The organism is Pseudomonas moraviensis (genome assembly GCF_900105805.1).
In the GTDB taxonomy this organism is placed as follows: domain Bacteria; phylum Pseudomonadota; class Gammaproteobacteria; order Pseudomonadales; family Pseudomonadaceae; genus Aquipseudomonas; species Aquipseudomonas moraviensis_A.
This window is the reverse complement of record NZ_LT629788.1, coordinates 4845295-4872258: the sequence shown is the minus strand read 5'-3', so window position 1 is coordinate 4872258 and position 26964 is coordinate 4845295. Positions and strand designations below refer to the sequence as shown.

Sequence of the window (26964 nt, the reverse complement as noted above, 5' to 3'; positions counted from 1 at the left end):
TGCCATGAATTTCATTCTTTACTCGGACGTCAGCGACAGCTCCATCAGCCAGAGTCTCGGCCGTCCCGAATACAGTTATTACTTCGTGCTCAAGGCCTATCGTCCGTTGCTGGAAAGTCTTGGTCGTGTGCATGTCGTATCCGCCCCGGCAGAAGTCGATCCCCTCTACCGCCGATTGCTCGCCGCAGGCGAAGACAGCGTATTCCTGTCGTTTGCCCCACCGCAGAAAACCCCGGCCGATCTGCAATGCCCGACGGTCTGCGTCGTGGCGTGGGAGTTCGACTCGATTCCCGATGAACAGTGGGACAACGACCCGCGCCAGGACTGGACGCAAATGCTCGCGCGCCAGGGCCGGGTCATCACCTTGTCGAGCCACACTGCCCGGGCGATCCGGCGGGCCATGGGTGAGGATTTTCCGGTGCTGGTGCTACCGACAGCGCTATGGGAAAGGTTTTCGGATATCCGCCAGGCGCATGTCCCGACACCGATCAATGCGGGGGTAACCCTGGCGATCAGAGGCTGTATTTTCGATAGCCGCGAACTTGGCTTGTCCGCCGATGCGCTGAGTCCCGTCCCTTTGACACCTGAAGAAGAAGCTGCGCTGGCGGCTGAAATAGAAGCCGCGCGTCCACCGCCGCTGACCCTGAAGCGCCGGTTCGTCATCGCCCGGCATTATCTGCGGCTATGGGCACTGGATCTCGGGCGTGACCTGGCAGAGCCGGTCCCACGGGTGAAATACCTGCAGAACTGGTACTGGGAAGGGGTTCGTGATCGCGTTCCCGACAACCTTCACGCCTGGCTCGAGCAACGTCTGCCCGCCATTTGCGGCGCGCAACCGATTCCGCTCAGCGAACCACCGCCGCTGGACCTGCCGGCCACCGACGGCATCGTTGAAACCCGTGTCGACGGTGTGGTGTACGTCTCGGTCTTCAATCCCAAGGATGGCCGCAAGAACTGGCATCAACTGATTACCGCGTTTTGCTGGGCATTTCGCGAGCAGCCGGACGCGACCCTGGTGGTCAAGATCACCCAGAACGATCTGGCCTTGTATTACAGCGAATTGATGACGTTGCTCGCGCAGCTCAGCCCGTTCGCTTGCCGCGTTGTGGTGATGCACGGCTACCTTGACGACGCGCAGTATGCCGAGCTCTACAAGGCGGCGACGTTCTACGTCAATGCCTCGCGCTGCGAAGGCCTGTGCCTGCCCTTGATGGAGTTCATGTCCAGCGGCAAACCGGTGATCGCGCCGGCCCACACCGCCATGGAGGATTACATCGACGACTCGGTGGCATTCGTGGTCAGGTCCAGCGAAGAGTTGACGATCTGGCCCCAGGACACGCGGATTATTTACCGCACCCTGCGCTACCGACCGGACTGGGGTTCGCTGAAAAGCGCCTACGAAAACAGTTACCGCATGGCCACTGCGCACCCGCAGGACTATCAGCGGATGTCGGCCGCCGCCATCGAGCGGATGCACGATTACTGCGCGTTCGCGCCATTGCAGACACGCCTGGCGGATTTTTTCGCGCTGGCTCCCACGGCCGCTGATATCGAGCCTGTTCTGGATAACGCCTCATGCTGATCATCATTCATTCTGAAACCAATCAGCACACCATCACGCAAAACCTGGGGCGTTCCGAATACAGCTATTACTTCGTCCTCAAGGAATATCGACCGGTTCTCGAACGAATCGGGCGGGTTATCGAAGTGGCTGATCCGCAGACGCAAGTCGATGCGCTCTATGGCGAATGCCTGGCTCGGGGCGAGCCCTGTGTGTTCCTGTCGTTTTCCCCGCCGCACCGTACGCCCGTTGATCTGGCGTGTCCGACCGTGCCGGTGTTTGCCTGGGAGTTCAGCACGATCCCCAACGAGCCGTTCGCCGGTGAGCCACGCAACGACTGGCGCAGCGTTTTGCACGCCTGCGGCGCGGCTGTCACCCATTCCAGTTATACCGTCGCTGCGGTCCGCGAAGCCATGTCCGCGGACTACCCGATCAGCGCTATCCCGGCGCCGGTGTGGGACCGCTTCGCCGCACGCGGCAGGCAAGCACAGGATCATTGCGCTGCCGAGCCGCTGCGGCTGACGATCAAAGGGGTGGTGGCCGACAGCCGTCAGCTCGACTTGAATGCCTTCGCCCCAGAGCATTTGCGCAGCGGCGAGGGGATTGATTTTGCCGCACCAGTGACCGAGCAGACCCTGTCCCTTGAGGGCGTGGTGTATACGTCAGTGTTCAATCCCGGCGATGGCCGCAAGAACTGGGAGGACATGCTCAGCGCGTTCTGTGTGAGCTTTCGCGAAGTCGAAGACGCTACCCTGGTGCTGAAACTGACGCACTTCGATGCTGAAGAGGCGCTGGCTGACATCCTCCATCATTTGTACAAAAACCAGTCCTATCGATGCCGTATCGTGTTGATTCACGGCTATCTCGCCGATCCGGACTACGAGCGACTCGTGCAGGCGACTCGTTATGTCGTGAACACGTCCTACGGGGAAGGCCAGTGCCTGCCTCTGATGGAATTCATGTCTTGCGGCAAGCCCGCAGTAGCGCCTCGAACCACGGCAATGATCGATTACCTGAACGCTGAGAACGCGTTTCTGATCGAGTCCACCGACGAACTGACCGCCTGGCCGCACGATCCGCGCAAGGCATTTCGCACGCTGCGGTACGTGACCAACTGGGCATCATTATGTGAGGCCTACCGGGCCAGTTACGACGTTGCAAAAAACCAGCCGCAGCGTTATGCCGCGATGTCCGCACAAGCGGTCGACAGCCTGCAGGCTTTTTGCAGTCAGGCTGTGGCCGAGCAGCGCCTGCGGGCATTTCTTGCACAGTTGTTCGAACACCGTGCCGCTGCGGGGGAAGCCTGCCAAGCATGAACGGCAAGCGCATCATGGATATAGAAGTGCTGCGCGCCGTCGCCGTGCTGGGGGTATTGTTCCATCACCTGCAGGGCAGTCTGTTCGCGGACCCGGTGCCTTTGCTGGACAGCATTCACGGCAGTCTGCAAACGTGGTGGGGCGTCGATCTGTTTTTCGCCATCTCCGGCTTTGTCATCGCTCGCAGCCTGGTTCCGGCGTTGCAAGGTTGTACCAGTCGCCAGGAGTGCTGGCAGCAGACGCGCAACTTCTGGCTGCGCCGCGCCTATCGCCTGTTGCCGTCGGCCTGGCTATGGCTCGCGCTGATGCTGCTGGCCTGTGTGTTCCTCAATCGCTCCGGCGCTTTCGGTACCTGGCATGCCAACTTGCAAGCGACCCTGGCCGGCGTGTTGCAATACGCCAATTTCCGTTTTGCCGACAGCTTCTTCCGATACGAATACGGCAGCAGTTTTGTCTACTGGAGCCTGGCGCTGGAGGAACAGTTTTATCTGCTGTTTCCGCTGCTGATTCTGCTGTTTCGCCAGCGTCTGGTCTGGGCACTGCTGGCGCTGGTCGCGGTGCAGATTCTGACCGTGCGCACCCCGTTGCTGATGGTGGTGCGCACCGACGCGCTGGCCCTTGGCGTGCTGTTGGCGATGTGGAGCGCACGGCCCGGCTATCAGCGCTGGCAGCCAACCTGGCTGGCGCGGCCGTGGGCCGGGATTTCAGCCTTCATCGCCATCGCATTGCTGCTCAGCTTCATGGCCACCGATCGTTTCACCTTCGCGCCTTATCGCATCGGTTCAATCGCGCTGCTCAGTGCCGTGCTGGTGTGGATCGCTTCATACAACCGCGATTACCTGGTGCCTGCCGGTGCGGTGCAACGGTTGCTCGCGTGGGTCGGCAGCCGCTCCTATGGCATTTATCTGATCCATATCCCGGCCTATCAACTGGTGCGTGAACTGATTTTCCGTTTGCAGAGCGCCGGTCTGCCGAGTCCGGCCGGGCATCCGGTGGTCACGCTGTTGCTGGGATTCGGCCTGATCGTGCTGTTCAGTGAACTGAATTACCGCTTGATCGAAATGCCGATGCGCAACCGTGGCGCCGCGCTGGTCAAGCGCCTCGGCACGCCCCGATCCGCCCTTCCATCCCCTGGAGCCACCTCATGCTGAGCCTTTTGAAGAAACTCACGAACGCCACGCCGGCGCAGCCTGTTGTGGCGGTTGCCGAGAAGACCGACCCGTACATGCTCGGCCTGCACGATGCGATGCTCAGCGGCTGGTTCAATCAGCAAACCGGCGAACTGTTCACAGGGTTCCCGGTGACCCCCGACGACACGCTGCTCGATGTGGGCTGCGGCGATGGCGGTAACGTGCATTTCTGCGGCATGCGCGGGGCGAAGATCATCATTGCCGATATCGATGCGGCCAAGGTCGAAGCCACCCGTCAGCGCTTGAGCGATACCCCGGCGCGCGAAGTCGAGTGCCACGTCACCGATTGCAATCCGCTGCCGATTGCCGACGCCACGGCGACACGTGTGGTCTCGACGGAAGTGATCGAACATGTCGACGACCCTGCGCAGTTTCTCGCTGAGCTGGTGCGGGTCGGAAAGCCTGGCGCGTTGTACCTGCTCAGCGTGCCGCACCCAAGCTCCGAAGACCTGCAAAAGGACATCGCCGCGCCCGAGTACTTCCAGAAACCCAATCACATACGCATCATCAGTGAAGAGCAGTTCAAGGCAATGGTCGGCGACGCCGGGCTGGAAATCATCAGCCATAGCCAATACGGCTTTTACTGGTCGATGTGGATGATGCTGTTCTGGGAAGCCAAGGTCGAATTCAGCAACCCTGATCACCCACTGCTCAATCACTGGGCCGACACGTGGCAAGCGGTACTCGACTCCCCGCGCGGGGCGCAGATCAAACAGGCGCTGGATGCGGTGGTGGCGAAGAGTCAGGTGATCATTGCGCGCAAGCCTGCGGCATCCCTGTAGGAGCTGCGGCACGCTGCGATCTTTTGATCCTGATTGTTAACGCACGATCAAAAGATCGCAGCCTCGTTTCACTCGTCAGCTCCTACGGGGTTTTTGTGTAACCTTGCGGCTTGTGGTCTCAGGGATTTTCAGGGTATGCGGTTTATCGTGGGTCTGTTTCTTGGCGTCTTGCTTGCGGGTTGCGAGCAACACGTCGCACCTGCCCTGGACCAGCAACTCTATGTCTGGCAGCGCCAATGGACGTCCGCGCACGCGCCGGCATTGAGCGACAGTCGCAGTGACTTCTCGACGTTGCGGGTGCTGGCATTGCAGGGTTTTCCCGGTACCCGTTGGAGCAGGGCGCAGGTCGATCCAGCGTTACTGAAAGCGGATGACCGACCTTTGATCGCGGTGGTTCGCCTCGACGGTCAGCTTCGATCGCTGGATCAGGAGCAGGTCACCGCGCAGATTCTGCAAGTCATCGCCGACTGGCAGGCGCGGGGCCTCACGCTGAGCGGCGTCGAGATCGACCACGATGCCGGCAATGCGCGGCTGCCCGCATACGCTGACTTGCTCAAGCATCTACGCTCCGTCTTGCCGCCATCTCTGCCTCTGAGCATCACCGCGCTGCCGGCCTGGCTCGACAGCCCTCGGCTGCCGGCACTTTTGCAGAGCGTCGACAGCAGCGTGCTGCAGGTTCACGCGGTGAGCGATCCGCGACGAGGTCTGTTTGATCCACAGCAGGCCTTGAAGTGGGCCAAGGCCTGGGCACGTGCCAGCGACAAACCGTTCTATCTGGCGCTGCCGGCTTATGGCGTTGCGCTGTTGGCAACTGACGGTGGTGCGCCGGTGGTGGAAAGCGAAGTGCAACTCGAGCGCGGCGGACAGCGCCGGGAGCTGCTCGCCGATCCGCTGCAACTCAGCCAATTGGCCAAGACCTTGCGCGACGACCCGCCCGAGCATCTCGCCGGGCTGATCTGGTTTCGTCTGCCGCTGGCCAACGATCGTCGCGCCTGGAGCCTGACGACTTTACGCGCCGTGGCTCGAGGTGATTTGCTCAGCAGTCATTTCGGCCTGTCGCTCAAAGAGCAGGCGGGACTCTATGACATCCAGCTCGAAAACCGCGGCAATCTCGACATCCCGTGGCCCGCGCAAATCACGCTGAAGGTGCAGGACTGTGCTGGCGCCGATGCGCTCGCCGGTTACTCGTTGCAACAAAGTGCCAATCTGCTTACCTTCACCCGCCTGCGTGACGGCCGCTTGCCGGCGGGCGGGCAGCGCGCTATCGGTTGGGCGCGTTGTGCACATATTGATCAAGGAGGTTCGCATGTTGACCCGTAACTGGCCCCGCCATCTGCTGTGCCTGAGCCTCAGCCTGCCGCTGGGCTCGGCGTTGGCCTGCGGCCCGGACTTCCCGATGCGCCTGCTCGACAATCGCGCGCAGACGTTGGCCGATTTGCCCGAAGGCAGCTTCAGCTTCGAAATCAGTCGCCTCGGCAAAACCATTGCCGGGCTGAAAAATGTCACCGCCGCGACCCATAACCCCAACGATTACGCCGAAGACAACGCGTCGGAGCTGGCACGGGAACAGGCTGAACAGGTCGGCCTGAGCGCCGAGCAGCAAGCCTTGGTCAAGCGCTTGCGCGGGCTCAACGACGCGCGTCAGGCTGACGAGCAGGGCGCCGGTCTGCCGGCGGAAATCCGTTTGTACGTCGCCGGCGCAGTGGCCTTTGCCAGCGGCGATCAGCAATCGGCCACGGATTATTTCAACAAGGTGCTGGCGCTGCCGGCAGAGCAGCGTCCGTTGCGCAGTACCTGGGCGGCGTATTCCCTGGGGCGCATCGCTTTCGCCATGAGCACCGAGGCGCATGACCGTATCGAAGCGCTGGAACAGGCGCGCGCTGCCTTTCGTCAGGCCCGGCAGCTGAGCATCGATGGCTTCAGCGATCCGCTGGAACTGGGCGTTGCCAGCCTCGGTGAAGAAGCGCGGGTGTTGCGCAGCGCGGGCGACTGGAGCGGCGCCATCGAACTGTACGAAGCGCAGAACCTGCACGGCTCGGCGGTCGGTTACACCTCGCTCAAGCAACTGATGAACGAACTGGCTGAATTGCCCCAAGCCCAATTGGCGAAGCTGCTGCAGCAGCCAGCGGTGCAGCAACTGGTCACGGCGTCGCTGGTCAGTCGTCAGGGCTGGTCATTCGGTGAACAGCCGCCGAATGAAAAGAAACTGGTAAGACTGTTGCAGAACAGCACACATGGCAGCCTCGACAATGCCGATCGATTGGCGGCAATGAGTTATCAACAGGGCGATTACGCGTCTGCCAAGGCCTTCCTGGAAAATGCCGGGGACGGCGGGCTCGCTTGGTGGTTGCGGGCAAAACTGGCGGTGCGTGATGGCGACACGACTGCCGCCGCGGCAGCCTACGCCAAAGCCGCCCAGGCTTTCCCGCAGAACGAAGACTGGGGTTATCGCCGCACACCGGACTGGGCGTTTGAAACCGTGCAGCCGAAATGCCGGGTCGAGGGCGAAAGCGCGATCCTGGCGTTGCAACGCGGCGAATACCTGCAAGCCTTTGTCCAGTTGTACCGCAGCAACAGCATTTACTGGTTCGATGCCGCCACCGTTGCCGAGCGGGTGCTGACGGTCGATGAGCTTAAACAGTATGTTGATGAGAACGTGCCGGCGCCGCCGCCATTGACGCAGCAGGAACGCGATAACTACGTGCCGCTGTCGGTGGCCGCCAATCTGCGCAACCTGCTCGGTCGACGGTTGCTGCGTGAGGGACGTTACGAGGAAGCGGTCAGTTACTTTGCCAGTGACGATCTGCAGCACAAGGCCCGGCTCTATGGCGAGCAACGGCTCAAGGCCAAGGCGGCATGGTGGCCGAGCAAACGCGCCAGTGCGTTGTACAACGCCGCATGGACAGCCCGGGAGTGGGGCATGGACATCCTCGGTTATGAGATGGCGCCTGATTACGCCACATTCGGCGGCAGCTACACGCTGGAGAGCACGAAGCTGGATGTCGGCCCGCTGATTTCCGCAGCGGAAGTGCAGCGCCAGCAGGCCAGCGCCGCGCAACCGGATCAGCGTTATCACTATCGTTTTGTCGCCACGGCATTGGCCAGTCGCGCCGCCGATCACCTGCCGCACACCAGCCAGGCATTTGCCGCGGTGCTGTGCAACGCTGCCGGCTGGAACAGCAGCCTTGCAGACCAGAGTGCGCTTTATCAGCGCTACGTCAAAGAAGGTCCTTACGTGGCGTGGGCGCAAGACTTCGGCAATCAATGCCCGTACCCGGACTTCGAAAATGCCGACAAGCGCTACGTCACCCAAGTCACCGACGCGGTGCGTGCGACGCTGCGACCTTACAAGTGGCCGGTGCAGATTGGCGCGATGGTGCTGGTCGCTCTTGCCGCGCTTGTGTTGATCACCCGTCGTCAACGCAAGGTGCGCCAGGCTTAAGCCTGCTGAAGGAAGCTCAGGCGTACGGCGAAGCCGATCAACAGGCTGCCGAACAGCCATTGCTGAACGCGCTGGGCTGTTGGACTGTGTTGCAGCCAACGGCCCAGTGCCGCGCCGGTCAGGGCGACAACACTGTCAAACAGCAGGCCGACGCTGACCAGCACCAGGCCAAGTACGGCGAACTGGCTCAACACCGGCGCGCCGTGACTGACGATGAATTGCGGCAGCAGCACCGAGCAGAACAACAAGGCCTTGGGGTTGAGCAGGTTGGTCAGCAGGCCGCGCTGGATCGCTTCGCGCCAGTGGCCGTGTGCAGGTGCCCGCTCTTGGGATTGCAGGCTCGGCACCAGCGAGCTGCGAAAACATTGAATGCCGATCCACAGCAGGTACGCCGCACCCGCGATGCGCACCACATCAAACGTCCACGGTGCCGTTTTGAACAGCGCTGCCAGCCCCAGCGCCGCCAATGCCACATGACAGGCCCGTGCGATGGCCAGGCCCACGGCTGTGGCCAAGGCAGCGCCGCGCCCCTGCCGCGCACCGGTTTGCAAGAGCAGGATCATGTCCGGCCCCGGCAATAAAAGCACCACAGCCAGGGTCAGGATAAACAGCCAGAGACTTGCCACGTCGCGCCCTCTCATTGTCGATTTGGTCGCGCCAGTCTAGAGCGAGAGGGCAGGGCAGGTGCTTGCGTAGTCAGCTTCAAAACCCTCCGTGTTTGGCATAACCTGCTGGTTTTCCAGCGTGTAACTATCGGAATCTGCCAAAGATGAAACTTGACGCCTATGACCGCAAGATTCTCGCTGCGCTGCAGCGCAACGGCCGCCTGAGCAACGTCGAGCTGGCGGAGGAAATCGGCCTGTCAGCCTCGCCCTGCCTGCGGCGGGTGCGCATGCTTGAAGAAGCAGGAGTGATCCGCGGCTACCAGGCCAATCTCGACCGTGATGAAGTCGGGCTGGGGCTGACGGTGTTTGTCGGGGTCAAGGTCGAGCGGCATAACGAAGAACGCGCCGAGGCTTTTTATGCCGCTGTCACTGCGTTGCCTGAAGTGGTCTCAGCGTTTCTGGTGTCCGGGGAGTCGGATTTCCTGTTGCAAGTGGTGGTGCCAGACTTGCGCGCTTACGACCGCTTTGTCAGCGCGCACCTGCTGAAGCTGCCGGGGGTGAGCGATATTCGTAGCAACTTTGCCATTCACACAGTGAAAGCGCCGGGGGCGTTGCCGTTGGGGCATCTGCCGCTGTAGACCGGGTGGTGCCATTCGCGAGCAGGCTCGCTCCCACAGGGGTAACGCATTCCAATGTGGGAGCGAGCCTGCTCGCGAAGGAGCGCGCAAGGCTTGGAGATTTACATCTGCGTCGCCATCCCCTCGACATTCATCGCTGCCTGACGCAAAGCTTCCGAGCGCGTCGGGTGGGGATGGCAGGTCAGGGCGATGTCCTCGGCCGATGCGCTGAACTCCATCGCCACACAAAACTCGCCGATCATCTCGCTAACGCTCGGGCCAACTAGGTGCACGCCGAGCACTTCGTCCGTGCGCTCGTCGGCGAGGACTTTGGCAAAGCCTTCTGTTTCGTGATTGATCTTCGCCCGGCTGTTGGCAGTGAAGGGAAACTTGCCGACCTTGTAGGCGCGCCCTTCGGCCTTGAGCTGTTCTTCGGTCTGGCCGACGCTGGCCAGTTCCGGCTGGGTGTAGATGACGTTGGGAATCAGCGCGTAATTGACTTCGCCGGCCTTGCCGTGGATCTGTTCGACGCAGGCCATGGCTTCGTCTTCGGCCTTGTGCGCGAGCATCGGCCCGGACGTGACGTCGCCAATCACCCAGATCCCGGCGGCTTCGGTGCGATGTTGCTTGTTGGCGAGCATGCCGCGTTTATCGGTGCTCAGGCCGACATTCTCCAGACCCAGGCCTTGGGTGTACGGCCGGCGCCCGATGGCCACCAGCACATAATCGGCTTCAATCAGCTCGGCAGCGCCGCCTGCGGCAGGTTCGACACTCAGCTGCACGCCTGAAGCGGAGCTGGTGGCGCTGGTGACCTTCGAGCTCAATTTGAAGGCAATGCCTTGTTTGCTCAGCGCGCGTTGCAAGGTTTTGCCGGCCTCGCCATCGACGCCGGGGCAGATACGATCAAGGTATTCGACCACGGTGACCTGCGCGCCGAGTCGCCGCCATACCGAACCCAGCTCCAGGCCGATCACTCCGGCGCCAATCACCACCAAATGCCTGGGCACTTCACCGAGCGACAGCGCGCCGGTGGAATCGAGGATGCGCTGGTTGTCGATCTCGACCCCGGGCAGGGGAGTGGGCTCGGAGCCGGTGGCAATGATGATGTCCTTGGCGCTGAGCTCGGTCTTGTTGCCTTGAGCGTCGGTCACCGTGACCTTGCCCGGGCCGTCGATATGGCCCCAGCCCTTGATCCAGTCGACCTTGTTCTTGCGAAACAGAAACTCGATGCCCTTGGTCAGGCCGGCGACGCTTTCGTCTTTCTGTTTCATCATCTGCGCCAGGTTCAGCGTCGGTTTGACCTCTATGCCGAGGTTGGCGAATTCCGTACCGGCCGCAGCGGCGTATAGCTCCGAAGCGTGCAGCAAGGCTTTGGACGGCATACAACCGACGTTCAGACAGGTGCCGCCGAGGGTCGAACGTCCTTCGACGCAAGCGGCTTTGAGGCCGAGCTGGCCGGCGCGGATGGCCGCGTTATATCCACCGGGGCCACCGCCCAGAATCACCACGTCATAGTTGCTCATGCGCTTGCTCCAGATTGCTCGATGGGGATAGCCAAGATTAGTTGCGATAAAAATTATGTGCGTAATATGAGCGTTGACGAACATTTCGGTCAAGGCTTCAGGCAAGCGACAGCTGCGGCGTCTTTGAATAAGTGTAATTGTGTACGAATATTTCACAGCCTTCGTTATATCGTAACGTCAAGAACAATGTAGCCGGGGTGATATGCAAGTCGATCTTGAGTTGGACGCCACGCCAGTGACCGGGCTGCCACGCTTTCAGCAAGCAGCCGCGCAGGGACGCCAGTTGCGTCGGCTGGCTTATGGCCTCGGTGGATTAACAGCGGTGGGCTGGGTGTTGGCGTTTTTCGTCGGCCTGTTTGCGCCACGATCACTGTGGTTGCCATTGTTGATCAATCAAAGCGCAGCGTTGCTGGTGCTCGTCGCCGGGTTGCAATCGGCCTGGTGGGTGACGCAATGGCGCGCGCGAGTACTGCATCCGTTGAGTTCGCAACCGGCAGTTGTGGAGGAGGGCGCCACAGCCGATGGCTGGTACGAAAGGCTTCTGGAGCGCCTGAATCAGCGCAGCCGGCATCTGCTCGGACAAATCGGCGCGCCGACGTTGTGGCTCGGCGGCTGGGCGTTGCTGGTCCTGCTCAGTATCGAGCAAGTATGGAATCTGGCGTTACCCACAGCGGCGTTGGGTATTTCGGCGAGCATCGCTGCGGCATTGGCGTTGTTGATGGCGTTCGCCTTGCTGGTGCTGGAGCGGCACCTGGCACAGGAGCCGCCGGCGCAATGGCCGGAAGCGGCGGCGCTCGGGCAACTGGCCCGGGTGGTGATCTTCTCGCTTCTGATCGGTGCACTGTGTCTGTTGTTCGCCAGTGAACACGCGGTTTGGCCAGTTCGCATCGCGGTGATCAGCGCGATTCTGCCGATGTTGGTTGCCATCGAACTGTTGTTGCGCGCGGTGCTGTCAGTCTTCAGCCCGCGCCGCGAACAACTCGAACCGACCCTGCTGGCGCGCAGTTTTATCGCCGATATGCTGCGCTGGCCGCCGCAACCGTGGCTGGCGCTGCAGCATGAAATGCACAACCGTTTCGGCATCGATCTGCGCCAGATCTGGGCGTTCAGTTACATGCGCCGGGCCCTGTTGCCAGTGATGGCAGTGGTCGCACTGGTCGGGTGGATGCTGACCGGCTTACATGAAATCCCTCTGCAAGGTCGCGGCATCTATGAGCGCTTCGGTAAACCGGAGCAGGTGTTCGGCCCAGGTTTGCACGCCGGATTGCCTTGGCCGTTGGGGCGCGTGCTGAGCGTTGAAAACGGCGTCGTCCACGAACTGGCAACCAGCGTCGGCGACAAGCCGTTGGCCGTGCAGTCCGATTCCGCTGAAGGCCCGGCACCGCTGACCTCCAACCGTTTGTGGGACGCCAGCCACGTCAATGACAAATCCCAGGTCATTGCCAGCAGCCGCGACGCGCAACAGGGGTTGCAGATCGTCAATATGGACGTGCGCTTTGTCTATCGCATCGGTCTGAACGACGAGGCGGCGCTTGCAGCGACCTATAACAGCGCCGATGTACCGACGCTGCTCCGCAGCACTGCCAGTCGCATTCTGGTTCACGATTTCGCCTCGCGTACCCTCGACGGATTGCTCGGCGACGATAGGGCAGGGCTTGCCGAGGAAATCGGTCGCGCGGTGCAAAGCGATCTGAACCAACTGAACAGCGGTGTGGAGATCCTCGCCACCGTTGTCGAAGCAATCCATCCACCGGCCGGCGCGGCGAATGCCTACCACAGTGTGCAAGCGGCGCAGATCGGCGCCCAGGCGTTGATCGCTCGCGAACGCGGGGCGGCTGCGCAGGCCAGCAACGAAGCGCAGTTGCAGGCGAGCACGGTTCGCGACCAGGCGACGGCAAACGCTCGGGAGATCAATGCCGCCGCGCAAACCGCGGACCTGAAATTCAGTGCCGAACAGAAAGCCTTCGCCAGTGCCGGCCAGGCTTTCGTGCTGGAGCAGTACTTCGATCAGCTCAGTCAGGGCTTGAGTAAGGCCAGGTTGCTGGTACTCGATCATCGACTCGGCGGCAGCGCCAATGCGCCAACCATCGATCTGCGCACTTTCACGCTGCCGGCTGATCCGTCGCCCGCACGTATCAACGCTCAACCAGGAGCCACCCATTGAGCCAGTCGCCTGTGCATGACGTTCACGACCACCGCAGCCACGACCATGGCCACGGCGGGCATCACCATCACCATGGTCACCACCATCATGGCGATGCCCAGGACGCCGGGCCATTTCCCTGGCGGCGCATGGGTTGGGCGGCGTTGCTGGTGGCGTTTGCCATCGCTGCCGCGAGTCTGGTGCAAGTGCGCTCCGGCGAAGCCACGGTCATCACCCGTTTCGGTAATCCCTCGCGGGTCTTGCTTGATCCCGGATTGAGCTGGCGCTGGCCTGCGCCGTTCGAGGCGGCAATTCCGGTGGACTTGCGTCTGCGGACAACCTCCAGCGGTTTGCAGGATGTCGGTACTCGGGACGGTTTGCGCATCATCGTTCAAGCGTATGTGGCGTGGCAGGTGCAGGGTGATCCTGAACACGTGCAGCGCTTCATGCGTGCAGTGCAGAATCAGCCGGACGAAGCGGCCCGGCAGATTCGTACCTTTGTCGGCTCGGCCCTGGAAACCACGGCCAGCAGTTTCGACCTGGCCGATCTGGTCAACACCGATGCCAGCCAAGTGCACATCAGCGATTTTGAAGCGCAGTTGCGTCAGCAGATCGATCAACAATTGCTCGCCACTTATGGCGTGCGCGTGGTGCAAGTCGGCATTGAGCGGCTGACGTTACCTTCGGTCACGCTCAGTGCAACGGTCGATCGTATGCGCGCCGAGCGTGAAACCATCGCCACCGAACGCACAGCGATCGGCAAACGCGAGGCGGCGCAGATCCGCTCCGCTGCCGAACGCGATGCGCGAATTGTCCAAGCCGATGCCACGGTAAAAGCCGCCGACATCGAAGCGCAGTCACGGGTAGAGGCTGCGCAGATTTATGGTCGCGCCTACGCCAGCTCGCCGCAGCTGTACAACCTGCTGCGTTCGCTCGATACCCTCGGCACCATTGTCACACCGGAAACCAAACTGATTCTGCGCACTGATGCCGCGCCGTTCCGCGTGCTGGTCGATGGCCCCCCGAGTCTCGACAGCAAATCCGGATCGCAACCATGAATGAACAAGTTCCACGTGGAACACATGCGTTGAACAGTCCGTGGATTCAGGCGGGGCGTCTGGCGTTTATCGCCCTTTACGCGGTAACCGTGTTGGCCGCCTTGGCGTGGGCGTGCTCGAATGTGCGGCAGATCGATCCGCAGAACCGCGCCGTGGTGCTGCACTTTGGGGCGCTGGATCGCGTGCAGAATGCAGGTCTGTTATGGGCATGGCCGCAACCCTTTGAACAGGTAATTCTGTTGCCAGCTGCGGATCGGGTAATCGAGCGTCGGGTGGAAAATCTGTTGCGCAGTGACGAGGCGCTGAAGGCTGATCGTGTGGCTTCTTTCGCCACGCCATTGAGCGATGCTCTCGCCGGGTCTGGTTATTTATTAACCGGTGATGCCGGCGTGGTGCAACTGGACTTGCGAGTGTTTTACCAGGTCTCCGATCCCTATGCGTTCGTGTTGCAGGGCGAGCATGTGCTGCCAGCGCTCGACCGGGTGGTGACACGCAGTGCGCTGGCGCTGTCCGCCGCGCGGGATCTCGACACTATTCTGGTCGCTCGTCCGGAGCTGGTGGGCGCCGACAATCAGGCGGCCGAGAGCCGCGAGCGATTGCGCGGTGATCTGGTGCAAGGCATCAACGCGCGTCTCGCTGAGCTGAAAGCGAGCGGGCAGGGCATCGGCATCCAGGTGTCGCGGATGGATGTGCAATCGAGCCTGCCGGAACCGGCGGTCAGTGCCTTCAACGCCGTTCTGACCGCCAGTCAGCAGGCCGATAAAGCGGTAGCCAACGCGCGTACCGATGCAGAAAAACTCACTCAATCGGCCAACGAACAGGCCGACCGTGCGCTGCAAGTGGCCCACGCGCAGGCGGGTGAGCGTGTTGCAAAAGCTTCGACCGATACCGCAACCGTCTCGAGTCTCGCCACGTCTGCCGACCCGCAAATGCTCCTGCGTCTGTATCGCGAACGCGTGCCAAAGATTCTCGGCCAGGCCGGGTCGGTCACCACTGTTAACCCGAAAGACGATTCCCGGTTGATCATTCAAGGAGCCAGTCAATGACGGCGACCACCGCAGCGCCGAGTCTGTTGTCCTCGGCCGAACAACGCCGCGCCGCGCGCCAATTGACCCTGGCGATGCTCGCGCTCGGGCTGTTGGGTCTGGGGCTGGTCTGGCGCTGGATGCTGCCGGAGCAGGTAGGTGTCAGTCAGTTATTGCTCGGTTCTGCTTCTTTATTGGTAGCGGTTCCGGTGATGCGTTCGGCGTGGTACAGCCTTCGTTACCCCAGCCTGCACGGCATCACCGATCAGTTGATCGCGCTGGCCATGCTTGGTGCCTGGGCGACCGGCGATTTGCTCACCGCAGCGTTGTTGCCGATCATCATGATCTTCGGCCATGTGCTGGAAGAGCGCAGCGTCATCGGTTCCCAGGAAGCGATTCACGCACTCGGCCAGTTGACCCGCAGCCATGCGCGCAAGCTGCAAGCAGACGGCTCGATCATCGAAGTGGACAACGGCACGCTCAGCACTGGCGATATCGTCGAAGTGCGGGCCGGCGATCGGGTACCGGCGGACGGTCGTGTGTTATCCGGACAGGCGAGCCTCGACACCGCGTCGATTACCGGTGAGTCGGTGCCGGTGGAAGCTGGCCTCGGCATGCCGGTCTTCGGCGGTGCGATCAACCTCGATGGATTGCTGCGCATCGAAGTCACCCGCACTGGCGGCGAATCGACCTTGGGCAAAGTCATCGCTCTGATGCAAAACGCCGAACGCTCGAAACCGCCGATCACCCGTTTGCTCGAACGCTACGCTGGTAGTTACATGGTGCTGGTGTTGCTGCTGGCGGCGGTGACCTGGTTCGTCACCAATGATGCCCAGGCGATGCTCGCGGTGCTGGTGGCGGCGTGTCCCTGTGCGCTGGTGCTGTCTGCCCCGGCCACGGCGATTGCCGGTGTCGCCGTCGCCGCGCGCCATGGGATTCTGATTCGCAGCTCGGCGTTCCTTGAAGAACTCGCCGATCTGACCTCGCTGGTGGTCGACAAGACCGGCACGCTGACTTACGGCACTTTGCGTTTGCAGTCGATCGCCAGCCTGAACGCGGACGCCGGCGAAGTGCCGGAGCTGGCCGCCAGTCTTGGCGCGGCGAGCAGTCATCCGGTGAGCCGGGCGCTCTCTGGATTGGTCGATCAGCAAGCCTATTGGCCTCTAACCAATATCCATGAGCGCCAAGGCTTGGGTGTAGTGGCGATGACAGAGAAGGGCGAAGCTGCGCTCGGTCGGCCTGAATTATTCGCGCAGCTGGGTATCACAACGACCCTTGTTCCTGAACACGACGGCCCGATCGCGGGTCTGGCTTTGCACGGTGAATTCCTCGCATGGCTGTTGCTCGCTGACAGCATCAAACCTGAAGCACGCTTTGCCTTGAGCGAACTGCGCGAGCTGGGGCTGGGTCGACAACTGCTGCTGACCGGTGATCGTCAGAGTGTGGCCCGAACCCTGGCGCAAGAAGTCGGACTCAACGAAGTCCAGGCGCAAGCGCTTCCCGAGGACAAGCTCAATCGAGTGCTCAAGGAAATCGATCACGGCTTCCGCCCGATGGTGGTTGGCGACGGTATCAACGATTCCCTCGCGCTCAAGGCCGGTGTGGTCGGCGTGGCGATGGGCGCTGGTGGCGCCGACATTGCTCTTGCGTCGGCAGACATCGTCTTGATCGGCAGCGATTTGCGTCGCCTCGGTACTTGCATCCGCTTGAGCCGTCAGTGCCGGCGTACCTTGCAGGTCAATGTGGTGATCGGCCTGGGCTGGACGCTGGCAATTGTGGTTTTTGCAGCTTTCGGCTGGCTCGGCGCGGCTGGGGCGATGATTGCGGCCCTGCTGCACAATCTGAGCACCCTGTTGGTGTTGGGCAACGCCGGACGTTTGCTGCGCTTTCAAGAGCCTTTGCTCAAGGCAGATGCTCAGGAGAGATGAAAGAAAATTCATCGAACCGCAGGCTGCAAACCCAGTCATCTGTCGTGTGGCGCGTGGTGTCTGGCGTGCAGCCGCGGCGCCGGTAATGATAGACAAGGCTAATCGAATCGATAGCCTGCTATTTTTCCAGGTTGGTCTACCCTCAGATCAGACGTCTGAAACAAGGGGGGATTTTCCATGCTCGCGCAACTTCCACCGGCCTTACAGAATCTGCAGCTCCCACTGCGCCTGCGACTCTGGGATGGCCACGAGTTCAACCTGGGCCCGGCGCCCAGCGTGACCATCGTGGTCAAGGACCCGCAGATGGTCACCCAGTTTACCCACCCGAGCCTGGATGCGCTGGGTGCGGCGTTCGTCGAGGGCAAGCTGGAACTGGAGGGCTCGATCAGCGAAGTCATCCGCGTCTGTGACGAGTTGAGCAGTGCGCTGCTCGACGAAGACGAAGGCAGTCAACCGGTGCGTGCGCATCACGACAAGGACACCGACGCCAAAGCCATTTCCTACCATTACGACCTGTCGAATGCGTTCTACCAGCTCTGGCTGGACAGCGACATGGCCTATTCCTGTGCCTATTTCGAAACCGGCAGCGAAACTCTCGAACAGGCTCAGCAAGCCAAATTCCGCCATTTGTGCCGCAAGCTGCGCCTGCAGCCGGGTGAGTATCTGCTGGATGTCGGCTGTGGTTGGGGCGGTCTGGCGCGGTACGCGGCGCGAGAGTTCGGCGTGAAGGTGTTCGGTATTACCTTGAGCAAGGAACAATTAGCGCTCGCGCAGGAGCGGGTCAAAGCCGAAGGCCTGGAAGATCAGGTCGAACTGCAGTTGCTCGATTATCGCGATCTGCCGCAGGACGGTCGTTTTGACAAAGTCGTAAGCGTTGGCATGTTCGAACACGTCGGCCACGCCAATCTCGCCGAGTACTGCAAAACATTGTTCGGTGCGGTGAAGGAGGGTGGTCTGGTGATGAACCACGGGATCACCGCCAAGCACACCGATGGCCGCCCGGTTGGGCGCGGTGCCGGAGATTTCATCGAGAAATACGTGTTCCCCAACGGCGAGTTGCCGCATCTGGCGATGATCTCCGCCCAGATCAGTGAAGCAGGGCTGGAGATCGTTGATGTCGAGAGTCTGCGTCTGCATTACGCACGTACGCTTGATCACTGGAGCGAGCGGCTGGAGGACAACCTCGAAGCTGCGGCGAAACTGGTACCGGAGCAGGCGCTGCGGATCTGGCGTCTGTACCTGGCCGGCTGCGCTTATGCTTTCGCCCGAGGCTGGATCAATCTGCATCAGATCCTTGCCGTGAAAGCGCACCCGGATGGCAGCCACGAACTGCCCTGGACCCGCGACGACATCTACAACCCCTGAGACCGGGACGTTCAAAGTATCGGCGAAATCAGCCGGGCGATCCGCATGCCGACCTGTTGCAGGCGGTGGATCTCCCGGCTTTCTTCTTTGGCTACTTCATCGGCCTGAGCGAAATCATCATTGAGCATGTGTTCCACAGCGGCGGCGAACGCGCTGTCGACGGTGAGCAGCATCACTTCGAAGTTCAGGCGGAACGAGCGGTTATCCAGATTGGCGCTGCCGATAGCGCTGATCTCGCTGTCGATCAACACCACTTTCTGATGGAGGAAGCCCGGTCGATAGCGGAACACCCGAACGCCGGCCCGCACCGCTTCAAACGCATACAGGCTGGACGCTGCATAGACGATTCTGTGATCCGGCCGCGACGGCAACAGCAGGCGCACATCGACCCCACGCAAAACCGCCAGCCTCAGGGCGGCGAAGACGGCTTCGTCCGGGACGAAGTATGGGCTGGTGATCCATACCCGCTGCGTCGCCGCGTGAATGGCTTCGACGAAAAACAGCGAGCAGGTTTCGTAGGCATCGGCCGGGCCGCTGGCGAGCAATTGACAGAGCACGCCGTCCGCCGGGTACTCATCCGGCAGAATCAACGGCGGCAAAGTGCGTGCGGCCCAGAACCAGTCTTCGGCGAACGATTCCTGCATACACGCCACCACCGGCCCGCGTACTTTGACGTGGGTATCGCGCCAGGGCGCCAGCGGCGGTTTCTCGCCCATGTATTCGTCGCCGACGTTATGCCCGCCGACAAAGCCGACCACGCCATCGACCACGACGATTTTGCGGTGGTTACGGAAATTCACCTGAAAGCGGTTGAGCCAGCCACTGCGCGTAGCAAAGGCTTTGACCTCGACACCACCATCGCGCAGCGCCTGCACGTAGTGATGGGGCAGGGCATGACTGCCAATGCGGTCGTAGAGCAAGTGAATGGACACCCCTTCGGCGGCTTTCTTCAACAGCACATCACGCAAGCGCTGGCCGAGGCGATCATCGTGGATGATGAAGAACTGGATGAGCACTGCTTCCTTCGCTTGTTCGATCGCCTGAAAAATCGCCTCGAAGGTCGCCGTGCCGTTCACCAGCAGTTGCACTTCGTTATTCGCCAGGCACGGCATGCGCCCCAGTTTCGGCATCGCGCGGAGTGAGGCGTAGGCACTCGAAGCGCGGGCGGCCAGGGCTTCTTCCACCCACGGGCGCCAGTTCAGTTCGGATATCGCCAGGCGCATCTGCTCGTTGGCCTGGCGCCGCGCCTTGATGTAACCATCGAAGGTGCTGCGACCGAACACCAGGTACGGAATAAGCGTGAGGTAGGGAATGAAGATCAGCGACAATGCCCAGGCGATCGAGCCTTGTGCGGTGCGCACGGTAAGCACTGCATGGATCGCAGCGATCGAACCGAGTGTGTGCAACAGGGCGATCAGGTAACCGAAAATATGCGGTCCGAAAAAATCCATGGGGCAGCCTTGCTCCGCGAGATGCAATGCTTAACAGACCATGTTCTGCTGCGAATGTCTCTATTTAATCGGTGCATGAACCGACGCAACCGGCCGGCGTCTAACGGCCACAACTGATCAGGAGTTTCTCGATGAACGTTCGTCTGCTGGGTTTGGCGCTGGGCCTGGGTTTGGCATTACCGGTGGTTGCGCAGGCGCAAATGCTGCAGCCGGGGTTGTGGGAGATGACTTCAAGCAATCTGAAGGTCGATGACCAGGCCATGGACGTGCAATCGATCCTTGGCCAGATTCAGGGCCAGATCACCCCACAGCAGCGGGCGGCGCTGGAAAAGAACGGCATCAATATCGGCGGTAAAGGCATCCGCGCCTGCCTGACGCCACAGCAAGTGGCGACCAACGATATCCCGTTGGCCGATCCGCAATCGGGCTGCAAGCAGCAGATCACCGAGCGTACCGGCAACCAATGGAAATTCCGCTTCAGCTGCCCGAAGGCCCAGGGCACCGGCGTAGCGACATTCCTCAGTGACCGCGAATTTACCACCGTCGCCAATGGCACCTTCAACGCCATCGGCATCAACCAGAAGGGCAGCCTGGAAACCCGTGCGGTGTGGCTGGGTCAGGATTGCGGCACCGTTAAACCCCGCGCTTAAAACCTCTGCGACTCCCACAGCTGGAACCCATTCCAACTGTGGGAGCGAGCCTGCTCGCGAATAGATCGGAAGTTCGCCTCTGGTCATGGCTGACTCAACGCCTTGTACAGCGTATTGAGGTTGTATTCGAACAGCCCGGTAAAGGTGCTCGCCGGGCCACTCGCCGCCAGCGCATCCGAATACAGCGTGCCGCCGATGTGCGCGCCGCTTTCATCCGCGATCTGCTTGAGCAGACGCGCGTCCTTGATGTTCTCCATAAACACCGCTTTGACTCTGGCCTGGCGAATCTGCGTGATCAACGCAGCGACTTCAGCCGCCGACGGTTCGCGTTCGGTGGACAACCCCTGTGGCGCCAGAAAGTCGATGCCATAGGCCTGGCCGAGGTAGCCGAACGCATCGTGGCTGGTAACGATCTTGCGGTTGCCTGGCGGCAGCGCACCGAGTTTGTTTTTGGCTGCGGCGAGCAGCGCGTAGATCTGTTTGAGATAGTTCTGGCTGTTGCGCTCGTAGTCGGCCTTGTTGGCCGGGTCGGCAGTGACCAGTGCCTTGGTGATGTTGCCGACATACAACTCAGCATTCGCCAGATTGTGCCAGGCGTGTGGATCCGGCACGGTTTCGCCGTCCTCATCGAGCGAACGTGGAATCACCCCGCGACTGGCAGTGATCACCGTCGCCTTACTGTCGGTGCTGGTCACCAGCCGATCCAGCCAAGGCTCGAAACCGAGCCCGTTCTTGATGATCAGCCGCGCCCTGAGCAGGGCCTTGGCATCGTCCGGGGTCGGCTCGTAGGTGTGCGCATCGGCGTCCGGGCCAACCATGCTGGTGATTTGCACGTGCTCGCCGCCGACCTGCTGAACCATGTCGGCGAGGATGCTGAAGCTGGTGACCACCGGCAGTTTTTCGGCAGCCGACAACGTCATCGACAGCATCAGGCTGAACAGCACGAGTAGAGCGCGCATCGGGAAACACCTCATTGGGATGTGAGCAAGGGCGGACGGTGCAGCAAACCGTGAACCGGCCCGAACACCACTGAAAGCAGATAGCCGACCCCGGCGACCAGCACGATGGCCGGGCCGCTAGGCAGCGAGTAGTAGAACGACAGCAGCAAGCCGAGCCACACCGACAGGCAACCCATGACGGCGGCGACAGCAATCAGTACCGGCAGGCGGCGGCTCCAGAACCTTGAGGCAGCCGCAGGCAGCATCATCAGTCCGACCACCATCAGTGCGCCGATGGCTTGAAAGCCGATCACCAGATTCAGCACGACCAGAGTGAGAAACACGGCATGGGCCAGCGGCCCGAGACGGCTGACCGTGCGCAAGAACAGCGGGTCTAGTGTGTCCAGTAACAACGCTTTGTAGATCGCGGTCATGGCCACGAGGCTGAGGGCCGAGACCCAAAGCATGCCGGTCAGCGTCGGCCCGTCCACGGCCAACGCAGAGCCGAACAGCAAATGCAAAAGGTCGAGGCGTTTGCCGGCCATGCCAAGAATCAGCACGCCGCTGGCCAGTGAGATCGGATAGACAGCGGCGAGGCTGGCGTCTTCGCGTAGGCCCGTGCGCCGGGTGATCCAGGCGGCGAGACCGGCCATGCTCAGACCGGCGCCGAGGCCACCGAGCGTAAGGGCGGGGAGGCTCAAACCGGCGAACCAGAATCCCAATGCCGCACCGGGGAGAATGCCGTGGGCCACCGCGTCGCCGATCAGGCTCATTCGCCTGAGAATCAGGAACACGCCCAAGGGCGCCGTGCTGCATGCCAGCACCAGTCCGCCGAGCAAGGCGCGGCGCATGAATACGAATTCGCTGAAGGGCTGCCAAAAATGGCTGACGGTCATGAGCATCAGGCCACCCGCATGGACGGTGTCGGCTGGATCAATTCTCGGCTGGTCCCGTACACGCAGTGGCCGTTTCTGATCAGCAGCGCATGCGGAATATGTTGTCGCACCGCGACCAGGTCATGGCAGACCACAACCAGTGTTCGGCCCTCCGCCTGCCAGTGGTGAATGTGTTGCCAGAGCAATTGCTGCCCGAGTTCATCGAGTGCGGCATGCGGTTCATCCAGCAACAGCACTGGGGCGTCTGCGAGACTCAATCGCGCGAGCAGCGCGCGCTGTAATTCACCGCCGGACAGGGCCATCAAAGGACGCTGTTCAAGTCCACTCAAGTGCCAGTCTTCCAGTGCGTTTTTCAAGCGCTGCGTGCGCAATTGAGTCGAGAGCCGACGACCCCAGAAACCTGCAGCGATGAGTTCTTCGAGGCTGATCGGGAATTGTCGATCCAGGTGCTGCTGTTGCGGCAGAAAGGAAATGCCGCTTTGCCGTGGAACAGCCATTTCCACTTTGCCAGCCAAGGGCTTTTGCAATCCGGCGATGACTTTCAGCAAACTGCTTTTGCCGCAGCCGTTGGCGCCGATGACGGCAGTCAGGCTGGCGCTTTCGAACTCCAGGCTCAGAGGTGTCGTCAACGGTTGTCCGGGCGCGCCCCAGACCAGCGATTGGCAGCGGATCATGGTTGCTCCCGCCGCCAACTGCTCTCGGCAACGGCGTCGTGAGCGTGCAGGCTTTCGGCATGGATCACGCGGATATGGAATCGGTTGATACCCGGCGTGCGCTGCAGTGCCAGGTTGAGACGGCGGGCTGCGTCTTCGCAGAACATCAGATTTTGCCCGTTGGCGAGAGCGAAGGCCTGCTCGTCGGGGCGCTTTACTGCGGTCTGAACGGCGGTGCCGAGAGCGGCTTCGGCGTCATTGATGATTGCGGTCAGCGGAAGCTCATCGATGAAGTCATCAAGATGCAGGCGAAGTTGCGCATAACTGCGTTGGCTATGCGGTGTCGCTACGATCCCTTTGGTTGAGCCGAGCCATGCCAACACCTCAGCGTGCTGCAGAGACTTATTGGCGAAATCGTCGACGAATTGCTGCTGGATCAATTGCCTTGCCAAGGCTGCGGAGCACGGGCATGTCGAGGAATAAGGCACCTCGACTTTTAGTTCCACGTGGAACATCCGCTGTTTCAGGCTGGCTGAGATGGTAGCCGGATAGGATTTCCAGCCTGCCAAGGGACTGATCAGCGCGGGTCGCTTGAGTAGCAAGTCAGTATGAATGTTCAGATATGCGCAGTCGGACAGACCTTGATGACTGGCCAGAAAACGCTTAAGTACTTCCCGCAACTGCGCCGGGGAAAGGCTTCGCTGCTCGAGCGTATCGAGTGCCAAGTACAACCGCGACATGTGAATACCGCGCGCTTCACCATCATCAAGGCTCACGCCAGCGTCTACTTTGGCACTGAGGCGTTGGCCTTCAAGCAAAACAGGTAGGGCAATCCCACGCATGCCTACCCAATCGAGTGGCAATGCCTGGCGTGCAGATTGGTTGGCGATATCCGGTAGCGTAAGAGCGTTCATGGTTGAGACCGTCGTGTTGATCTCATTTTACGTTACATTATAACACTGCATGCAGCGAAGCTTTTTTCATGAAAAGGTTTTCACTAGCAGCCCGTCATCCGGCTGCAAGTGAACCTTGCGCTGTTGCCTCCCGAGCTTGAGAAGCGGTTGATGGTCGTCCAGCCAACACGCCGGGTATAGCCGACCCAAGCCTCGCCATCCGAGGCAATGCCGGTAAAAAACGTCAGTTGGCCGAACCGGCTGTTGGTTTGCGCCCAGTAACGATGGCCATTCTTTTCGAATCCCCTGAGATACAGCGTGGTGCCGACCGTATTGACGCTATAGGCGTTGCCTTCGGCGTCCACGCAAGCCAGCAGGTTAGCGCTGCGCGTGCAGTGCGCGAGACCGGGAACGTGCGCTTCGGCTTGGCCGGTGAGCGCCATGCCGGAACTCAAAAGCAGGTATTTCAGCGCATTGTTCATCGCGGTTTCCAGGATAGGTGGCGAGACAAATCGTGAAATCTTCCCGCTCGGGCTAGCAACTCTGCATTGTTACACTATAACATAAAGCGCAAACCAGCCGGAGCTGCCGATAACAACCGTTGCCTTCTTCACTCCCAAGACATGAAGCGCAATACGTCATGCGCAAATCACCAAAGCGCATATCGGCGGCAATCAACGAGGATTATCCAATGTCAGAGAAACTGCCCGTCACCGTACTTTCAGGATTTCTCGGCGCCGGTAAAAGTACGCTTTTGAATTACGTACTACGTAACCGCAAAGGTCTGCGCGTTGCGGTAATCGTCAACGATATGAGCGAAATCAATATTGATGGTAGCGAAGTCCAGCGTGATGTCAGCTTGAACCGCGCAGAAGAAAAACTCGTTGAAATGAGCAACGGCTGCATTTGCTGTACGTTACGTGAAGACCTGCTTGAAGAGGTCAGCAAGCTCGCAAGGGAAGGACGTTTCGATTACCTGCTGATCGAATCCACCGGCATCTCCGAACCGCTTCCAGTCGCCGAAACTTTCACCTTCCGCGATGAACACGAACAAAGCCTCGCCGACATCGCCCGTCTCGACACCATGGTCACAGTCGTCGACGGCGTGAACTTCCTGCTCGATTACCAGGCCGCCGAAAGCCTCGCCTCTCGCGGCGAAATCCTCGGTGAAGAAGACGAGCGTTCCATCACGGACCTGTTGATCGAACAGATCGAATTCGCCGACGTCCTGCTGATCAGCAAAATCGACCTGATCAGCCAGCATGAGCGCGAAGAGCTCATAGCGATCCTCAAGCGCCTGAATGCCCAGGCTGAAATCATTCCAATGGTGATGGGCGAGGTGCCGTTGGAGAAAATCCTCAACACTGGCCGTTTTGATTTTGAAAAAGCCGCACAAGCACCCGGATGGCTACAGGAATTACGCGGTGAGCACGTCCCGGAAACTCAAGAGTACGGCATCGCCTCGACGGCGTACCGCGCCCGCAGGCCCTTCCACCCACAGCGCTTTTTCAGCTTCATCGACCGCCCATGGCTGAACGGCAAGCTGCTGCGCTCCAAAGGCTTCTTCTGGCTCGCCAGCAAGCCTACCGATGCTGGCAGTTGGTCGCAGGCCGGTGGTTTGATGCGGCATGGATTTGCCGGTCGCTGGTGGCGTTTCGTGGCGAAGAATCAATGGCCTGAGGATCAGGAAAGCGTACAGGCCATCATGGGAAGCTGGACTCCGAGCGTAGGAGATTGTCGCCAGGAACTGGTTTTCATCGGTCAGAACATCGATTTCCTACAGCTCGCAGCCGAGCTGGATGCCTGTCTGCTCACCGATGAAGAAATGGCAGTGGGTGTCGAAGGCTGGCGCTTGCTGCCTGATCCCTTCGGCCCTTGGCACGAAGAGGCCGCCTGATGCTCGCACTCAAAGATCAGCACCTCCTTACCCGTCATCAGCATCAGGGCCTGAGCCCGCAAACGCTGACGCGAATCCTTGAGGACGGAACCAATCTCGCCGTCTGGCAACGCCAGCTGCCTTTGCACATCGCCGATTTCGCACAATTAGTGCTGTCGCTCAACGAGCCCTTGGCCGAGTCGCTTTGCCTGGAATTACCTGACGAAGACGCCGAACCGGATCTCGACGGACTGGCTTCAGGGCTGCGTGATCTTCAAGGTTACGAAGGTTTCATGAGCGACCTTAAATGGCTGATCAGTGCCTTCGCCTGCCTGCTCGGCGCGCGGCGTATCGGCGTGCGCTTGCGCGTGCTGGACAAGGCCATGTGTCCGCGCTTCCACGTCGATCACGTACCCGTGCGCCTGATCACGACCTATGCCGGGGTCGGTAGCCAGTGGCTTGAAGAGGGGGCGATGGATCGCATGCGACTTGGTCAGGCCAATGCCGAACCGCAAGATGCAGCGACGATTCGTCAGCTCGACAGCGGCGACGTCGCGCTGGTCAAAGGCGAAAAGTGGCACGGTAATGAAGGCTTCGGCCTGATCCATCGTTCGCCGCAACCGGCACCCGGTGAGCGCCGTCTGTTGCTCACCCTCGACTGGCTCGGCTGACACTCAGGGCTTGCGCCAGGCACCCTGGCTCTGGCCTTCGCAATACGGCTTGAGATACGCCGCATCAGTGGCCACGCCGTAATAGTGGATATCCTGGCGATAGGGCATATTGGCGACTTGCGCGTTGCTGCACACACCGAAAGCCCCGCTCGGGCACTGATCGACGTATTGCACCTCGACCTTCTGCCCGGCCAGCGTCGGTTGGCAGAAGCCGTCGTTGAACAATTTCTGCGGAATCGTCCTGTTCTGCTGACAGACTTTGACGTCGAGCCGTTCGCCCTGTGTGTGCACCACGCAGGCCTGGGCCCACGCTTCACTCGACAGCAGCGTCAACAGCAACGACCATCCCCACCAGCGCATCATCAGTCTCCTCAATAACTG

24 protein-coding genes are annotated in these 26964 nt (G+C 60.8%); 15 read left to right on the top strand and 9 right to left on the bottom strand.

Annotation, left to right across the window (positions count from 1 at the left end):
* Positions 1-4 precede the first annotated feature (4 nt).
* From BLU71_RS21900 to BLU71_RS21875, 6 genes are all read left to right on the top strand, one after another.
* Complete coding sequence (locus tag BLU71_RS21900; RefSeq protein WP_231982431.1) at positions 5-1582, top strand: glycosyltransferase; 1578 nt, start codon at positions 5-7, stop codon at positions 1580-1582.
* Positions 1576-2877 (top strand): glycosyltransferase, encoded by a 1302-nt coding sequence (locus BLU71_RS21895; RefSeq protein ID WP_083353879.1) that lies wholly within the window; start codon positions 1576-1578, stop codon positions 2875-2877. The genes BLU71_RS21900 and BLU71_RS21895 overlap by 7 nt, the downstream gene beginning before the upstream one ends.
* Entirely contained in the window at positions 2874-4028 is a 1155-nt protein-coding gene (locus BLU71_RS21890) for an acyltransferase family protein (RefSeq protein ID WP_083353878.1), read from the top strand. Before BLU71_RS21895 ends, BLU71_RS21890 begins: the two co-directional genes overlap by 4 nt.
* Positions 4022-4849 carry a class I SAM-dependent methyltransferase gene (locus BLU71_RS21885; protein ID WP_042608021.1) on the top strand — a complete coding sequence of 276 codons (828 nt, stop codon included), beginning with the start codon at positions 4022-4024 and terminating at the stop codon, positions 4847-4849. The genes BLU71_RS21890 and BLU71_RS21885 overlap by 7 nt, the downstream gene beginning before the upstream one ends.
* Before the next feature lie 135 nt (positions 4850-4984).
* Positions 4985-6169 carry a DUF3142 domain-containing protein gene (locus BLU71_RS21880; RefSeq protein ID WP_083353877.1) on the top strand — a complete coding sequence of 395 codons (1185 nt, stop codon included), beginning with the start codon at positions 4985-4987 and terminating at the stop codon, positions 6167-6169.
* Entirely contained in the window at positions 6156-8291 is a 2136-nt protein-coding gene (locus BLU71_RS21875) for a hypothetical protein (RefSeq protein WP_083353876.1), read from the top strand. Before BLU71_RS21880 ends, BLU71_RS21875 begins: the two co-directional genes overlap by 14 nt.
* On the opposite strand, the gene BLU71_RS21870 is transcribed toward BLU71_RS21875, so the two are convergent.
* A complete protein-coding gene (locus BLU71_RS21870; RefSeq protein ID WP_042608024.1) occupies positions 8288-8917 on the bottom strand; it encodes a LysE family translocator in 630 nt (209 codons plus the stop codon). The genes BLU71_RS21875 and BLU71_RS21870 overlap by 4 nt on opposite strands.
* A gap of 143 nt (positions 8918-9060) precedes the next feature.
* On the opposite strand from BLU71_RS21870, the gene BLU71_RS21865 reads away from it, so the two are divergent.
* Positions 9061-9534, top strand: a complete 474-nt coding sequence (locus BLU71_RS21865; RefSeq protein WP_024014870.1) for an Lrp/AsnC family transcriptional regulator — start codon at positions 9061-9063, stop codon at positions 9532-9534.
* 101 nt (positions 9535-9635) lie between these two features.
* On the opposite strand, the gene lpdA is transcribed toward BLU71_RS21865, so the two are convergent.
* Complete coding sequence (gene lpdA / locus BLU71_RS21860; protein ID WP_083353875.1) at positions 9636-11036, bottom strand: dihydrolipoyl dehydrogenase; 1401 nt, start codon at positions 11034-11036, stop codon at positions 9636-9638.
* 202 nt (positions 11037-11238) lie between these two features.
* Here lpdA and hflK (BLU71_RS21855) point away from each other — a divergent pair, with 202 nt between their 5' ends.
* The 5 genes from hflK (BLU71_RS21855) to cfaB all read left to right on the top strand — a co-directional run bounded on the left by hflK (BLU71_RS21855) (position 11239) and on the right by cfaB (position 18555).
* Positions 11239-13200, top strand: coding sequence for a protease modulator HflK (gene hflK, locus BLU71_RS21855; RefSeq protein ID WP_083353874.1), 1962 nt, complete (start codon positions 11239-11241; stop codon positions 13198-13200).
* Entirely contained in the window at positions 13197-14237 is a 1041-nt protein-coding gene (gene hflC, locus BLU71_RS21850; RefSeq protein ID WP_083353873.1) for a protease modulator HflC, read from the top strand. Before hflK (BLU71_RS21855) ends, hflC begins: the two co-directional genes overlap by 4 nt.
* On the top strand, positions 14234-15283 hold the full coding sequence (gene hflK / locus BLU71_RS21845) for a protease modulator HflK (RefSeq protein ID WP_083353872.1): 1050 nt from the start codon (positions 14234-14236) through the stop codon (positions 15281-15283). Before hflC ends, hflK (BLU71_RS21845) begins: the two co-directional genes overlap by 4 nt.
* Positions 15280-17190: a cation-translocating P-type ATPase gene (locus BLU71_RS21840; RefSeq protein ID WP_083353871.1), complete on the top strand. Its 1911-nt coding sequence runs from the start codon at positions 15280-15282 to the stop codon at positions 17188-17190. Before hflK (BLU71_RS21845) ends, BLU71_RS21840 begins: the two co-directional genes overlap by 4 nt.
* Before the next feature lie 177 nt (positions 17191-17367).
* Positions 17368-18555 (top strand): C17 cyclopropane fatty acid synthase CfaB, encoded by a 1188-nt coding sequence (cfaB, locus tag BLU71_RS21835; RefSeq protein ID WP_064365182.1) that lies wholly within the window; start codon positions 17368-17370, stop codon positions 18553-18555.
* Positions 18556-18566: 11 nt separating this feature from the next.
* Here the strand turns inward: cfaB and cls are convergent, their stop codons facing one another.
* Entirely contained in the window at positions 18567-20006 is a 1440-nt protein-coding gene (cls, locus tag BLU71_RS21830) for a cardiolipin synthase (protein ID WP_083353870.1), read from the bottom strand.
* A 131-nt stretch (positions 20007-20137) separates the two neighbouring features.
* Here cls and BLU71_RS21825 point away from each other — a divergent pair, with 131 nt between their 5' ends.
* Positions 20138-20656 carry a DUF3617 domain-containing protein gene (locus BLU71_RS21825; RefSeq protein WP_042608032.1) on the top strand — a complete coding sequence of 173 codons (519 nt, stop codon included), beginning with the start codon at positions 20138-20140 and terminating at the stop codon, positions 20654-20656.
* Between the two features lie 83 nt (positions 20657-20739).
* On the opposite strand, the gene BLU71_RS21820 is transcribed toward BLU71_RS21825, so the two are convergent.
* The 5 genes from BLU71_RS21820 to BLU71_RS21800 all read right to left on the bottom strand — a co-directional run bounded on the left by BLU71_RS21820 (position 20740) and on the right by BLU71_RS21800 (position 24518).
* Positions 20740-21615 (bottom strand): metal ABC transporter substrate-binding protein, encoded by an 876-nt coding sequence (locus BLU71_RS21820; protein WP_083353869.1) that lies wholly within the window; start codon positions 21613-21615, stop codon positions 20740-20742.
* An 11-nt stretch (positions 21616-21626) separates the two neighbouring features.
* Positions 21627-22490 carry a metal ABC transporter permease gene (locus tag BLU71_RS21815; protein ID WP_371919850.1) on the bottom strand — a complete coding sequence of 288 codons (864 nt, stop codon included), beginning with the start codon at positions 22488-22490 and terminating at the stop codon, positions 21627-21629.
* A 5-nt stretch (positions 22491-22495) separates the two neighbouring features.
* On the bottom strand, positions 22496-23164 hold the full coding sequence (locus tag BLU71_RS21810; RefSeq protein ID WP_083353867.1) for a metal ABC transporter ATP-binding protein: 669 nt from the start codon (positions 23162-23164) through the stop codon (positions 22496-22498).
* Positions 23161-24057 (bottom strand): GTP cyclohydrolase FolE2, encoded by an 897-nt coding sequence (gene folE2 / locus BLU71_RS21805; RefSeq protein WP_083353866.1) that lies wholly within the window; start codon positions 24055-24057, stop codon positions 23161-23163. Before folE2 ends, BLU71_RS21810 begins: the two co-directional genes overlap by 4 nt.
* 83 nt (positions 24058-24140) lie before the next feature.
* Positions 24141-24518: a glutamine synthetase gene (locus tag BLU71_RS21800; RefSeq protein ID WP_083353865.1), complete on the bottom strand. Its 378-nt coding sequence runs from the start codon at positions 24516-24518 to the stop codon at positions 24141-24143.
* A gap of 209 nt (positions 24519-24727) precedes the next feature.
* Here BLU71_RS21800 and zigA point away from each other — a divergent pair, with 209 nt between their 5' ends.
* On the top strand, positions 24728-25933 hold the full coding sequence (zigA, locus tag BLU71_RS21795; protein ID WP_083353864.1) for a zinc metallochaperone GTPase ZigA: 1206 nt from the start codon (positions 24728-24730) through the stop codon (positions 25931-25933).
* Positions 25933-26583 (top strand): DUF1826 domain-containing protein, encoded by a 651-nt coding sequence (locus BLU71_RS21790; protein ID WP_083353863.1) that lies wholly within the window; start codon positions 25933-25935, stop codon positions 26581-26583. The genes zigA and BLU71_RS21790 overlap by 1 nt, the downstream gene beginning before the upstream one ends.
* Positions 26584-26586: 3 nt before the next feature.
* On the opposite strand, the gene BLU71_RS21785 is transcribed toward BLU71_RS21790, so the two are convergent.
* Positions 26587-26943 (bottom strand): hypothetical protein, encoded by a 357-nt coding sequence (locus BLU71_RS21785; RefSeq protein ID WP_042608130.1) that lies wholly within the window; start codon positions 26941-26943, stop codon positions 26587-26589.
* Positions 26944-26964: the final 21 nt, after the last annotated feature.